Annotated in this window: 14 protein-coding genes; 8 read left to right on the plus strand and 6 right to left on the minus strand. The window is 63.2% G+C overall.

All coding sequences use genetic code 11. From position 1 onward, the window contains the following. The first annotated feature begins 51 nt into the window (after positions 1-51). A complete protein-coding gene (locus P3T23_RS22735) occupies positions 52-666 on the plus strand; it encodes a hypothetical protein (RefSeq protein ID WP_429318370.1) in 615 nt (204 codons plus the stop codon). Between the two features lie 115 nt (positions 667-781). Here the strand turns inward: P3T23_RS22735 and P3T23_RS22740 are convergent, their stop codons facing one another. Beyond that, complete coding sequence (locus tag P3T23_RS22740) at positions 782-2,176, minus strand: dihydrolipoyl dehydrogenase (protein ID WP_429318371.1); 1,395 nt, start codon at positions 2,174-2,176, stop codon at positions 782-784. A 156-nt stretch (positions 2,177-2,332) separates the two neighbouring features. Here P3T23_RS22740 and P3T23_RS22745 point away from each other — a divergent pair, with 156 nt between their 5' ends. The 3 genes from P3T23_RS22745 to P3T23_RS22755 all read left to right on the plus strand — a co-directional run bounded on the left by P3T23_RS22745 (position 2,333) and on the right by P3T23_RS22755 (position 4,767). Next, positions 2,333-3,301: an AraC family transcriptional regulator gene (locus P3T23_RS22745; RefSeq protein ID WP_429318420.1), complete on the plus strand. Its 969-nt coding sequence runs from the start codon at positions 2,333-2,335 to the stop codon at positions 3,299-3,301. A gap of 301 nt (positions 3,302-3,602) precedes the next feature. Continuing rightward, positions 3,603-3,872: a glutaredoxin 3 gene (gene grxC, locus P3T23_RS22750; protein ID WP_429318372.1), complete on the plus strand. Its 270-nt coding sequence runs from the start codon at positions 3,603-3,605 to the stop codon at positions 3,870-3,872. Between the two features lie 100 nt (positions 3,873-3,972). Further along, on the plus strand, positions 3,973-4,767 hold the full coding sequence (locus P3T23_RS22755) for a TSUP family transporter (protein WP_429318373.1): 795 nt from the start codon (positions 3,973-3,975) through the stop codon (positions 4,765-4,767). A gap of 102 nt (positions 4,768-4,869) precedes the next feature. Here P3T23_RS22755 and P3T23_RS22760 read toward each other — a convergent pair whose 3' ends face one another. Further along, positions 4,870-5,853: an LLM class oxidoreductase gene (locus tag P3T23_RS22760; RefSeq protein ID WP_429318374.1), complete on the minus strand. Its 984-nt coding sequence runs from the start codon at positions 5,851-5,853 to the stop codon at positions 4,870-4,872. Between the two features lie 366 nt (positions 5,854-6,219). Between P3T23_RS22760 and P3T23_RS22765 the strand changes: the two genes are divergently transcribed. Both P3T23_RS22765 and P3T23_RS22770 read left to right on the plus strand, forming a co-directional pair. After that, positions 6,220-6,495 carry a hypothetical protein gene (locus tag P3T23_RS22765; RefSeq protein ID WP_429318375.1) on the plus strand — a complete coding sequence of 92 codons (276 nt, stop codon included), beginning with the start codon at positions 6,220-6,222 and terminating at the stop codon, positions 6,493-6,495. 85 nt (positions 6,496-6,580) lie between these two features. After that, entirely contained in the window at positions 6,581-6,880 is a 300-nt protein-coding gene (locus tag P3T23_RS22770; RefSeq protein ID WP_429318376.1) for a superinfection immunity protein, read from the plus strand. A gap of 51 nt (positions 6,881-6,931) precedes the next feature. Here the strand turns inward: P3T23_RS22770 and P3T23_RS22775 are convergent, their stop codons facing one another. After that, on the minus strand, positions 6,932-7,222 hold the full coding sequence (locus P3T23_RS22775) for a hypothetical protein (RefSeq protein ID WP_429318377.1): 291 nt from the start codon (positions 7,220-7,222) through the stop codon (positions 6,932-6,934). A 778-nt stretch (positions 7,223-8,000) separates the two neighbouring features. Between P3T23_RS22775 and P3T23_RS22780 the strand changes: the two genes are divergently transcribed. Both P3T23_RS22780 and P3T23_RS22785 read left to right on the plus strand, forming a co-directional pair. Beyond that, a complete protein-coding gene (locus P3T23_RS22780; RefSeq protein ID WP_429318378.1) occupies positions 8,001-8,159 on the plus strand; it encodes a hypothetical protein in 159 nt (52 codons plus the stop codon). Between the two features lie 103 nt (positions 8,160-8,262). Next, entirely contained in the window at positions 8,263-8,550 is a 288-nt protein-coding gene (locus P3T23_RS22785; protein ID WP_429318379.1) for a hypothetical protein, read from the plus strand. Between the two features lie 44 nt (positions 8,551-8,594). On the opposite strand, the gene P3T23_RS22790 is transcribed toward P3T23_RS22785, so the two are convergent. The 3 genes from P3T23_RS22790 to P3T23_RS22800 all read right to left on the minus strand — a co-directional run bounded on the left by P3T23_RS22790 (position 8,595) and on the right by P3T23_RS22800 (position 11,992). Next, positions 8,595-10,268, minus strand: a complete 1,674-nt coding sequence (locus tag P3T23_RS22790; RefSeq protein ID WP_429318380.1) for an FAD-dependent oxidoreductase — start codon at positions 10,266-10,268, stop codon at positions 8,595-8,597. Positions 10,269-10,310: 42 nt separating this feature from the next. After that, positions 10,311-11,075: a ParA family protein gene (locus tag P3T23_RS22795; protein WP_429318381.1), complete on the minus strand. Its 765-nt coding sequence runs from the start codon at positions 11,073-11,075 to the stop codon at positions 10,311-10,313. Positions 11,076-11,287: 212 nt separating this feature from the next. Next, entirely contained in the window at positions 11,288-11,992 is a 705-nt protein-coding gene (locus tag P3T23_RS22800; RefSeq protein ID WP_429318382.1) for a YceH family protein, read from the minus strand. Between the last annotated feature and the right edge of the window lie 110 nt (positions 11,993-12,102).

The following is a 12,102-nucleotide window of genomic DNA, read 5'->3' on the forward strand; positions in this document are numbered from 1 at the left end:
TGTGGTCGGCAGCACACCGCGGCTCGATCGACAGCCCTGCACGGAGCATCCATGTCTATCCGCCTGAAACTCGGCATTGCGCTCGTCACCCTGGCTTTCGCCGGTGCCTCACTCGCCCAGACGCCGGACGTCAAGCCGACGCGTATTCGCGGTGAGATCGTCTCCTTCGAGGGCGATGTCCTGAAGGTGCATCGCCGCAGCGGCGATACGGTTTCGATCGAAGTGAAACCGACCGCTGGCGTGTCGGCCGTCAAAGCCCTGCAGCTTGCTGACATCAAGCCCGGCACGTTCATCGGCACGGCCGCCACGACCGGCGCGGACGGCAGGTTGACCGCAACCGAGGTGCTTGTCTTTCCGGAATCCGCGCGTGGCTCGGGTGAAGGTCACTATGCATGGGACTTCGGTCCGAACAGCTCGATGACGAACGCGAACGTCGACGCGGTCGTCGAGGGTGAAAGCGGCCGCGATCTGAAGCTGTCGTACAAGGGCGGCAGCAAGGTGGTGACCGTCCCGCCCAATGTTCCGGTCGTGACCTTCACGCCGGCCGACCGCACCGACCTGACGCCGGGCAAGAAAGTGTTCGTCGTCGCAACAGCCGCGTCGCAGGGCACTTTTGTCGCGCAACGCGTCCTGGTCGAAAAGGACGGCGTCGCTCCGCCGATGTAATGGCCGGTTGTGCGTGGACGGCCTGCCTCGGGCGATCCTCGGGGTAGCGGTAACGGTCGGCTGTCAGCGCGGCGGCGCCTTGTTCGCGCCGACGCCGTCTTCGATCAGATACGCATCACGCACCGCGCAGCGCGGCCGCCGCATGGCGCAGCGCCGTGCGCAGACCTTCCTCCACAACTGGGTGATAGAAAGGCATCTCCAGCATCGCGTCGACGCTCAGCTTCATCTGCAGTGCCCACGCCAGCAGGTGAGCGATATGCTCGGCATCCGGCCCGATCCATTCCGCGCCGAGAAACTGCCGGCTGGCCCTGTCGACATAGACATGCATCAGTCCGCGATTCTTCAGCATGACCCGGCTGCGCCCCTGGTCTTCGAAGCTGACCTCGCCGGTCACGAAGGAGTCGGGCGCAAGGTCGGCATGCCGGGCGCCCACCATCGCGATTCCCGGATCCGAGAAGAGCACGGCAATCGGCGCGCGGCGCACCAGCGGCACGACATTCGGGAAGCGGGCCGCGTTGGTGCCCGCGGCGCGTCCTTCATCGGCGGCTTCGTGCAGAAGCGGCAGCACATCGTTCGCATCGCCGGCGATGAACACAGGATGCGCACCCGCCTGTAGCGTCAACGGGTCATAGACCGGAACGCCCTTGCTATCGAGCTGGATGCCTGTGTTGTTCAATGCGAGGCGGTCGAAATTCGGCTTGCGGCCGGCGGTGACGAGCACGTAGTCGAACGTGTCCTCAGCCAGTTCACCTGCGTCGTTTCTGAAACGCAGCTGGACCTCGTCGCCCTGGCGGACGGCCGCTTCGACTGTTGCGTGCGCTTCAAAACGGAACGACTGGCGGAAGGTCTCGTGGGCATAGGCCTTGATCGCCGGATCGGTGAGCGGACCGACACGTCCACGTGCGCCGAGCACGGTCACGTCCACGCCGAGATGCGCAAGCGCCTGCCCGAGTTCCAGTCCGATCACACCGGCGCCGACTACCGCGACCTTGCGCGGCAGGTCTGACCATGCGAACACATCGTCATTGACGATCGCACGATCGCCGAGGGCCTGATACATCGGCGGGATCACCGGCGACGAGCCCGTCGCGATCACGATGCTGCGCGCCCGTACGCGGGTGTGGTCGCCCACCTGAAGCAGGCCGTCGTCGATGAAGCGCGCGTAGCCGGTGAGCCTGTCTTCGGCCGGGATGGACTCGACGCTATCGAGCACGAAGCCCACGAAGCGGTCGCGCTCGCTCTTCACGCGCTGCATGACTTCCCGGCCGTCGATGCGGATCGTGCCGTCGATGTGCACACCGAATGGCGCCGTGTGCGATGCGGCATGCGCGGCTTCGGCGGCGGCGATCAGCAGCTTCGACGGCATACAGCCGACGCGCGCACATGTCGTGCCGTGCGGGCCGCCTTCGATCAGGATCGCTGAGGCGCCGGCCGCCTTCGCCGCGCGGTAGGCTGGCAGGCCGGCGCTGCCGGCGCCGATGATGGCGACATCGATGTGAACTGTTTTCATGACGTCCTCGAAAGGATGAATTCGGTAAATGAGTGCCGGCTGCGCGCCTGTCGCGGGTCCGGTAAAATCCTGCTGCTTTCGTTGCAGTCACTGTATGTCGCCGCGCTCGCCGGGCGAATCCTCAAACGACGCAAGAACCTGCTCAAGCGGCTCAATATGGATCTGCTCAGTCGAGTCCTTTCCCTGATCCCCGTCACTGGCCGTCTGGACGTGCGTTGCCACTTCGGCGCGCCGTGGGCGATCTCGCAGGGCAATTCGGCCATCCGCGAGATTCCGTATCACGTGCTGCTGTCGGGAGAGGCCGTGCTCGAATACGGTGACAGCGCGCCCGAGAAGCTGATCGCGGGCGACATCATCGTGTTTCCCGCGGGCGGGGCGCATCGGATCCACGACGGCAGCGGCGAGTCGGCGTCGCCGCCGGCCGAGCGGCAAAGCATGTCGCTGATGATTGCGGAGAATGAAGGGGCGGGCGCGCAGGCCGACATCCTGTGCGGGCGGTTTCTGGTCGGCGCGGTGCCCGACCGGCTGTTGCGCGATCACCTGCCGGGGCGGCTGGTGGTGCGCAGCGCGCTCCACGGGCCTGGCGCCACCAACGGCGAGGGCGACCCGGCCGCATCGATGGCCGGCTCGCGGCTCGCGCGGCTGATCGAGTTGATGAGGGAAGAAGCGGTCGACGAAGGCCCCGGCAGCGAGACGCTGGTAGGCCATCTGTCCGCCGCGCTCTTCGCGTTGACCCTGCGCTTCGCGAGTGTGGGGCCGCAGGCGCCGCATGGCCTGCTCGCCCTGGCGGGGCGGCCGCGGTTGCAACCGGCGATATCGGCCATGTTCGAGTCACCCGCACAGCCCTGGACGCTCGACCAGTTCGCGGCGCTTTGCAATATGTCGCGAGCGACCTTCGTGCGGCAGTTCCAGGACGCAATCGGGCGTTCCGCCACCGACGTGCTGACCGAGGTACGCATGACGCTCGCAGGCCGCACGTTGCTGCAGTCCGGGCTTGCGGTTGCGGAGATCGGCGAAATGGTCGGCTATCAATCGGACGCCGCGTTTCAACGCGTGTTCAAACGCCTTATCGGCGTCACCCCGGCGCGCTACCGCGCATCGGGTGGCCAGGTCGAAGCGGGATAGACCCGCGCCGCGCTGACGGCGTGTGCCGTCGTCAGTTCAATTCTTCTTTCCTGACGTGATCGGACCGGACGTGACGCGACATGACGCGCGCCACGCGCCGCCGCTTGCACAGGCCGCGTCGTCGCGGAGAACGGTCGCCGCATGGCCCGGTATGCGCGCGGTCAGGGCAGGCGCGTCGCGCATTGATTCGAATGAGCATCTTGATGAGCCGTCCCGCGATTAACGCGAAAGGGACTGACTTTTATAGTTCAGTCACGCCGTCACCGACGGTCCCCAACGCTATCTACCGGGAAACAGCATCATGTCCACTGTAACGATCTACACCAAACCCACCTGTCCGTACTGCATCGCCGCCAAGGCGTTGCTGCGCAACAAGGGCGTGACGTTCAACGATATCAGCATCGAGGGCGACCGTTCTGCGGCTTCTGCGCTCGCCGAACGAACAGGACGCCGCACGGTGCCGCAGATTTTCATCGGCATGACGCACGTCGGCGGATTCGACGATCTTCACGCGCTCGACGAGGCCGGCGGTCTGGATCCACTGCTCGGCCGGCAGGCACAAATCGGTTGAGGGGAGCAAGCGCCGCGACCGGACTGAGGACGTCCGGTTGCGTTAGCGTATATGCTTGCACGTTTCTCCAACGTGAAGTCGCCGCGCGAACCTCGCAGCCATGATCCATCCTGATCTTTCCGGCGGTCTTCCAGGCCCCAGCCTGCAGGCGCTCGACCTGTATGCGTTACTGGGCATCGTCGCGGCTCTGCTGCTTGGCGGCATGGTCAAGGGCGTGGTCAGTATCGGCGTGCCGCTCGTCGCGATGCCGATACTCAGCCACTTCCTGCCGGTCAAACAGGCGGTGCTGCTGCTGTCGATGCCGATCGTTCTCGGCAACATCCCGCAGGCGCTGGAAGGCGGCGACATGCTGCCGACGGTACGCCGGATCGCAGCGCCTCTCGCCGGCACGGTCCTCGGCAACCTCGTTGGCGTGACCGCGCTGATTTCGCTCTCGCCGCACCGGGCGCAGGCCGCAGCCGGAGCGGTGCTCATGTTTGCGGCGCTCCTGCTGCTCGCGACGCCGAAGCTCACCCTGTCGCCGTCTGTCGCGAGGCCCGCAGGGTTCGCGCTTGGGTTCGGCGCGGCGGTGATGGAGAGCATCGCGTCCGTGCCGGGTCCGCTGCTGGCGATGTACCTGATCGCATCCGGCGCGACCGGCAAGGCATTCACCAAACAGATCGCGATCATCCTGGTGGTGTCGATCATCACCCTCATCATTGCGTTCAGCGGCGGTGCTCACGCGAGCTGGACCGATCTCGCCATCTCGGGTGCCGCGAGCATCCCGGTGGTCATCGGTATCCTGCTCGCGCGGCCGCTTCGCGACAGACTGTCGCCCGCCATGTTTCGCAGGCTGGTGCTGCTGTTCGTGGCCGCAGCGGCTGCGCAGATGATCTGGAAGTCGGGCCTCCTGTAGCTGCCTCACGACCGCCGATCCCGGCGTGCGGAAAACACGGGACATGATCCGCTTGCGGCGTCGTTCCCCGCCGAACCGCGCCGCTCCAGTTCGCGCGTCTCTCTAGACGCGCTGTCGTTGATCGCTGTGGAATTCGGGCAAAACTTCTGCCGCCAGTTCTTCGAGCACTTCCCGGACCGGCCGCTCTGATGTCAGATTGAAGCTCACATGGTGCGTGCCATTCTCACGCATGTCCCGCAGGAGACTGGAAAGGGCACGTCGTCCTGTCCGGTATCCGAGCGGGATTGGCGTTGCGGGTTCGTTTGCGTCCGCGCCCAGTTCGAGGCGCATCGCAACCCCGAACGCACGGAATGCACCCGCGGGGAGCCGGTCGACCGCGGCTCGCCACATGCTGTGTCGTGCTCGCTGGATCTGTGGCTCGCGATGATAGGTCATCCAGCCGATGGCGTTGCGCGCGATCCAGTCGACGCTTTGTCCGCCCGAACCGACGGCCAGCAGCGGAACGGCAGCCAGCGGCCGGGGCAACAGAAAAAACGCTGGAGTGTCAGCCTGAATCCGGTCGGGGATGATGCGCGACGTTACGTTCAAGGCCGCCGCTACGGTTTCCCAGTGCGTGCGATAGATCTCGCGCCGTTGATCTGAATCCTGGCCGAAGGCGGCGAATTCAGGAGGCCGGTCGCCGGAGCCGAGACCAAGAATGAACCGGCCGCGCGACAAGGTGCTGACGGAAACGGCCCCCTTCGCAATATGCAACGGATGGCGCAGCGTGAGCACGATAGCGCCGCTAACCAACGCGATGTTCCGGGTGTGCGAGGCGAGGGCGCCAAGCCATACCCACGGGTCCAGATGTCCGACCGGGTCTGGATAGTCGGCGCTGTTCAACGGCACGTCGCGCACCCAGAGCGCACGATAGCCGAGTTCATCCGCGAGGCTGGCCAGCGCGACCTGCTCTTCGAAATCCACGACGATGTTGCCAGCCCGGAGCAGGGGCAATGTCAAACCGATCGAAAGACTGCCTTCCGAAAGGACCTGGCGCTCGACGGGAATATCACTAACGGAATTGGGGTTGACGTTGGCTTCCGACATCTGCTTCCTCGTTGCGCCCAACCATCTGCCCCTGCGCGTCCGGGCAGGCGACGGCGTATCCACCTTGCAGGGTGTCGATGCTATCACCGCGGACCGATACCGGTAGTAGCCAGGCCTGCGTCGTATGCGGTCACGGTCTGCGTTGTTCCGGTCAGCGAAGTCGGCGCAACGCTGCGCTTTGCGGCCGCCGCGGCGCGTCCGGTCCTCAGCCGCGAGGATTGTTCGGGAATTGAAAACGGTGATTTCACGCTATCGGCATAGATATTCGATAGAGACGGCATACACTGAATCCCATTCGCGACGCACCGGACATCTTTCAGTTGGGTGATCGCGCCTCGGAAATCGCTATATCACCGGAGTCTCATCATGAAGAACAAGCTTGTTGCCGCGCTGCTTATCGCAGCCTCAGCTGCTCTTGCCGCGCCCGCATTCGCCAGCGGCTACGGCCCGGCGCCTTTCTATCGTCCGTCCGCGGGCGCGCCTGCCTCGCAGCGTGGCCAGAGTGCGCAGACTGTCGCCGCCGAGCGTGGCGATGCCGTTAGCTCGCAAGGCAACGCGTTTGGCGGTGTCGTAGGGGCGTCGTCGCAATCGGGCAGCGGTGAGCTGGTGTCTGCCCCGCGTGATGCGTCCGTGGGTCGTTAATCGTTCTCTCCTGAACGCATGCAAGCCGTACGCGTTGCGCTTGCATGCCTTGTGCACAGACATATCGTCGCAAAGAGGTGATGCAATGTTGAAGTTTCTGGAATCGCTGGCTTATGTGGGCGCATTGGCGCTGTACCTGACTCCGTCCATCATTGCGGATGTGCGAGGACGTAAAGACACATTGGCAGTCACGATCGCGAACGTGCTGCTCGGATGGACGATCGTCGGCTGGTTCGCGGCGCTCGCGTGGGCCCGTCATCCGGTCAGCGACAGAAAACTGACCCACATGGCGAGGAAATCGCGCCGTGCGGTTGCTCGCGCGACGATCGAATCGATCGTCGCCCGGGCGCGGCGTCGCTCGAGTCTCGTGCATCGCCCGGTCTGAAATCGCGGTGATTTGCCGGGTGTGAGCGGTTGACCTCGCTAACGGCAAATCTCACTCGAACACGATGCGCGGAAAATAGAGCGAGACGACCCGGTTGGGCTGGTCGACGATCTCGTTGATATGCAGATCGCCGCAGACGCTGCAGAGTAGATAGGCATCGACGGCACTGAGGTGGTGCTGCTTCGACAGCAGGTCGACCATTCCGCTGTCAGCGGCTCGCGCGCTTTCCATGAGATCCGGACCGATGCCAGTTGTCACCTCGTAACCCTTCGCATCCAGATGACGGCTGATGGGACCCGGTGTGGTGAATCGTGGAAACTCGAGGTGCGCACAGTCACCCATCGTTAGCGATCCCAGGCAATTACACGGCGGCAGATCCGTAGCGGAACAGAACGTCAGATTCTGCAAAGCGTGCCGCTAGCGAAGCGAAACTGTTGCTGAGGACGAACACTCCCGACTGCCATGCAGAACCACTGACTAACATGCCAGCCGGTCGACCTCCCTGACTTCCGCGCAATCACCCAGGTGACTAACCGGCACCCTTTCTCAATAAGGGAATCTACCTGGCAAGAAGCAGGCTGGATGCGGATTTAACAAAGTTAGAATCAAAACTCTAATTGCACAGGCTCAGCGAGGTATCAGGTTGTAAGCCCGCTCGCCCGATAGCACACCGGATTTGCCCCGCCTGGCACTTGACAGGCGCTTGTTGAAGCCAACAGTGGAGAGCCGTTCCGTTGCCTCTGCATGGTCGTCATTCGTAGCGAAGCGATCCAGCACAGCAATTCCATTTCGCCGGCAGACAGTCATGTTAAGTCCCCACGAATTCACCACGTTAATGCTGCTCAACCATAACCCGGATCAGATCGACCCGGACCGTATCGAGATCCGTACCCTCATGGAACGTCGACTGGCGGCACTGGAGCCACTCGCATCAGGAAGCCGGCGTCCTCGCATTACACCGGAGGGTCATGCCGTTCTGCAGGCTGTTGCGCGCATCCGATGAATGACTGTGACATTCGCATGTCCGCATGTGAAGGGAACCCAGCGGCGCGATCAACGGCGGTCGGCGTGGGTTGAAATAACGGGGCGGCAATCGGCAACCCGACGTGAGGAGGCGCTAATGAGCGAGTCGTGGCTTGGGATCGTGTCGGGAATGTTCGTACTGGTGACAGCGGCGATCGCGGTCGCCGGGCATTATCGTCGCGAGCGTCGTCGTGAGCAGCTGCTCCGGAATCTGGATCATCACGACTGGTGCCGCTGGGTCCGGGTCCGCAGATGATCGCGGATGACCGTTTAACGAAGCATGAAGCGGTGTCGGGCGCTATCGCGGTTCCGGGATACCCGTTTGCGCTGCGATCATGCCAATCCGGCTACAGAACCGTATGGCACAAAGCCACATCGACGAGGTGAGTATGTGGTGGGACCATCAGGCGGAGCAGGACCTCTCACATATACAGGCCGCGGTCTGTCAGCTGGAGCGTCTGGGCAACAGGCTCGGAACCGTCGAGGTCAGTGCCGTGATGAATCCGGAGTACTGGCGAACGCGCATCCGCGAGGTGATGGCACGCCCTGACGCGCCGCCTCGCATCGTGCAGAAGGGGCTGGCGCTTCTGGCGAGGCTGGACCGTCTGCCTGGCGCGCCGCCCACCGAGGGGCGCAACGAGCGGTAATCGTTGTCTTCCACAGCTCGAGCATTGACCCGTGCGAACAGAACTTAACCGGACAAGGCCAGATATTGGTGAAGGGACTGGATGGCAGCCGCGCCTTCTCCTACCGCCGTAGCAACTCTCTTTACCGAGCCGCTGCGAACGTCGCCGACGGCAAAGATGCCAGGCCGGCTTGTTTCCAGATAGTGTGGCGGGCGGTCTGACGTCCACTGAGGGCCTGCATCGGGTCCGGTCAGCACAAAACCATTCCTGTCCAGCGCAACGCAATTGCCGAGCCAGCCGGTATTCGGCTGGGCGCCGAGAAAGAGGAAGACGTGCCGGATGGGCTTCTCTTCGATCTGCCCCTGGCGGTCCCACTTCACGGCCTCAAGCTTTGTGTCGCCGTACAGTTCGACGATCTGTGTCCTCAGGTGCAGCGTGATATTGGCCGCCGCGTCGATGCGCCTGATCAAATAGTTCGACATGCTCGCATTGAGTCCGTCGCCGCGAATCACGATGTGGACGTGACGCGCGAATCCCGCCAGAAACACCGCTGCCTGCCCGGCAGAATTGCCACCGCCGACGACAATCAGTTCTTCGTTGCCGCAGAACGCGGCCTCCATGAAGGTCGCACTGTAGTAGACGCCACGCCCCTCGAAGTGCTCGAGGCGCGCGAGCGACGGCTTCCGGTAGCGCGCACCGGTCGCAATGACGACAGCCCGGGCGTCGACACTCTCGTCGTAGTTCAGTCTGATATGAAAGGGCGGGTCGTCCCGGCACTCTATTCCGAGCACTTCGATCGGCACACCGACTTCCGCGCCGAACTTGCGGCATTGAGACAGACCGCGGCCCGCCAGCGCCTGCCCCGAAATGCCGGTCGGAAACCCAAAGTAGTTTTCAATCTTCGAACTAGTGCCCGCCTGACCACCGGGTGCCTTGGTGTCGAGGACGGCGACCCTCAGCCCTTCGGACGCGGCGTAGACCGCGGCCGCAAGACCTCCCGGTCCCGCGCCGACCACGACGACGTCGAAGCACGCGCCATTCAGCCTGTCCGGGCTCAGGCCGATTGCATCGGCGACTGCCCGGTTGCTCGGCCGCTTGAGGACTGCGCCCTGTAACGTGATGACAACCGGCATGTCGGCTTCCGTTGCGCCATAACGCGCCAGAAGTTCTTTTGCCTCCGCATGCTCGACAATATCGAAGTAGGCCGAGGGCTGACCGTTGCGGCTGAGAAAATGACGCAGACCGAGCGTGGCCGCGGAGGCTGAGCTTCCAATCACCAGGACGCCCCCGTGCGGGCCCTGAATGAATGCGACCCGGCGCAGGATAAAGGCACGCATGATGGTTTCGCTCAACTCGGCTTCCGCAATCACGAGTGCGCGTAGCGATTCCTCGTCAATGGCGATGACCTCGCAATCCGACTTGGCGCGTGCCGTAGCCACCGCGGCGCGGCCCGCGAGTGTACCGACCTCGCCGGTGAAGCTGCCTGGACCGTGCACCCCCAGAACATGCGGGCCGTCCCTCGAGTCTCTTGTCGCCTCGATTGTTCCGGAGACGATGGCGAACATGCAGATATGCCGCTCGCCTTCGGTGAACAGAACGTCGCCCGTGTTTAGCCGGCGGCGCTCGCCATATCGCTCCAGCAGCGCGAACTGCTTTTCGTCCAGCGTTGGAAAGATCTGATGGTGGCGACTGCCGCCCGAATCCAGCTCGTCTGGTTTCCCCGAAACCTTGTTGTTCATGATGGCGTTCCGAATTGGCGGGCGCACACTGCGTCCCGGCTGCTATCCAAGCAGTTCACGATGCAATGCCATGAACTCCTGGGAGAGCTTGTGGCGGGGATCGAAGTGAATCATCGGCCGCGCATATTGATGAGACTCCCGAATTTTCACGGAGGAGGACAGCCGGGACGCCAGCACCGGCAAACCCTCACTGACCAGTTCCTCGACCAGCTGGAGCGGCAGGCTTGCGCGGGGTTGAAACTGGTTGATCACGATTCCCTCGACCTCCAGTCCGGAATTGTGGTCCTGCTGAATCTCCTTAACGTTGTCGAGCAGCGTGTACAAGGCGCGACGGGAAAAATCGTCGCAGTCGAAGGGGATCAGGCAGCGTTCAACCGCAATCAGCGCGGAGCGGGTGTAGAAATTCAATGCCGGCGGCGTGTCGATATAAATGGCATCGTACGCATCCAGTTCATTGAGCGCGTCACGCAGCTTGTAGATTTTGTAGCGGGATTCGAGCTTGCCGTGCAGCGCATCGAGATCAGGATGGGAGGGCATGACATCGAGATTCTCGAACGGCGTGGGATGGATGAACGTCGACACTGGCGTCGGCCTGAAGCTGAAATTCAAGGCGGTTTCGAAGAAGTCCGCCACGCTCGGCTTGAGGTCACTCGCCTGTTTGCCGAGAAGATACTGGCTTGAGTTGCCCTGCGGATCGAGGTCAACGACGAGCGTGCGCATCCCCTCGCTGGCGTTTATCGCCGCCAGGTTGCATACGATGGTCGATTTGCCGACTCCACCCTTCTGATTGAATATGACACGCCGCATTTGCCTCTGCCCCTTATTTCAAGATCGCATGAAACGTACAGCTTACCGCAGTGGAGTTGCAGCGCGACGACCCGTTCGGTTGACTCGCCATCTTCCGTGGGAACTGCCGGGGGACGCGTATTCATCGGTATGACCAGGCGTCACGTTGCCCGATTGCACGTGGCCCGCGACAGACCACTTGCGACGCACTCGCAGGGCAGGAAGGTCGGCAGTTATGACTGAGGTGTGAACCCGTCGAGACGGATGCCCAGTTCGGCTGCCAGATGCTCGACAAGCGCCCTAAGTTGAGTCAGCTCCTCTCTCTGGCGCTTCTGTTCCGCCTTCAGGGCCTCGACTTCGTCGGACGAGACTGACTCCTCGACGGCGCCACGCCCGGGTGCTTCATTCAGACTGACTTCGCCGCACAGCAGGTGCATCCAGCGATTTTCGCGCTCGCCTGGCGTGCGTGGCAGTTTGACTACGCGTGGCGGTTCGCGGGTCGCGAGTTCGTCCAGAAACGCCTCCACCGACGAGACATCGGCAAAGCCATGCAGCCGCGCGCTGTTCAACCGCAACTCGGCCGCCGTCTGTGGGCCGCGCAGGAACAGCGTGGCGAGCAACGCGGCCGCCTGAGCCGGTATCCCGAGTACGCGATTGATATTGTGCTCGAAGCGCGGTACGCGGCTGCTGCTGCCTTCCAGCACCAGGCTCAGGCGTTTCAGACTGTCGATGGCGGTAAGTACGTCTGCCTCGGTGACGTTCATGACCGGGGCACGCGCAGTCTTCTGGTTGCATCCCGATGTCAGCGCATTGAGCGTCAGCGGATAGGTGTCGGGCACCGTGTGCTGCTTCTCGAGCAGCACGCCCAGCACGCGCGCCTCAAGCGGCGTCAGGGAACGGATTGCCGGGTTCGAGAAAGCTTGGGGAGTGGAATTCATAGGGAACGTCGCAACGCAGTTACCTGTGTGCGAACTGATAGTAGGTCTGGCAGGAAAGTCTGTCTGTGGGTCTATGATAACTGGCGCGGGCACCGCGCACGAGCGGCCCT

It is taken from the genome of Paraburkholderia sp. GAS448 (genome assembly GCF_050435685.1).
Taxonomy (GTDB): domain Bacteria; phylum Pseudomonadota; class Gammaproteobacteria; order Burkholderiales; family Burkholderiaceae; genus Paraburkholderia.

Coding starts and splice junctions, on each gene's coding strand:
- P3T23_RS22735 (WP_429318370.1), top strand. CDS start 52: ATGTCTATCCGCCTGAAACTCGGCATTGCGCTCGTCACCCTGGCTTTC.
- P3T23_RS22740 (WP_429318371.1), bottom strand. CDS start 2,176: ATGAAAACAGTTCACATCGATGTCGCCATCATCGGCGCCGGCAGCGCC.
- P3T23_RS22745 (WP_429318420.1), top strand. CDS start 2,333: ATGGATCTGCTCAGTCGAGTCCTTTCCCTGATCCCCGTCACTGGCCGT.
- grxC (WP_429318372.1), top strand. CDS start 3,603: ATGTCCACTGTAACGATCTACACCAAACCCACCTGTCCGTACTGCATC.
- P3T23_RS22755 (WP_429318373.1), top strand. CDS start 3,973: ATGATCCATCCTGATCTTTCCGGCGGTCTTCCAGGCCCCAGCCTGCAG.
- P3T23_RS22760 (WP_429318374.1), bottom strand. CDS start 5,853: ATGTCGGAAGCCAACGTCAACCCCAATTCCGTTAGTGATATTCCCGTC.
- P3T23_RS22765 (WP_429318375.1), top strand. CDS start 6,220: ATGAAGAACAAGCTTGTTGCCGCGCTGCTTATCGCAGCCTCAGCTGCT.
- P3T23_RS22770 (WP_429318376.1), top strand. CDS start 6,581: ATGTTGAAGTTTCTGGAATCGCTGGCTTATGTGGGCGCATTGGCGCTG.
- P3T23_RS22775 (WP_429318377.1), bottom strand. CDS start 7,222: ATGGGTGACTGTGCGCACCTCGAGTTTCCACGATTCACCACACCGGGT.
- P3T23_RS22780 (WP_429318378.1), top strand. CDS start 8,001: ATGAGCGAGTCGTGGCTTGGGATCGTGTCGGGAATGTTCGTACTGGTG.
- P3T23_RS22785 (WP_429318379.1), top strand. CDS start 8,263: ATGGCACAAAGCCACATCGACGAGGTGAGTATGTGGTGGGACCATCAG.
- P3T23_RS22790 (WP_429318380.1), bottom strand. CDS start 10,268: ATGAACAACAAGGTTTCGGGGAAACCAGACGAGCTGGATTCGGGCGGC.
- P3T23_RS22795 (WP_429318381.1), bottom strand. CDS start 11,075: ATGCGGCGTGTCATATTCAATCAGAAGGGTGGAGTCGGCAAATCGACC.
- P3T23_RS22800 (WP_429318382.1), bottom strand. CDS start 11,992: ATGAATTCCACTCCCCAAGCTTTCTCGAACCCGGCAATCCGTTCCCTG.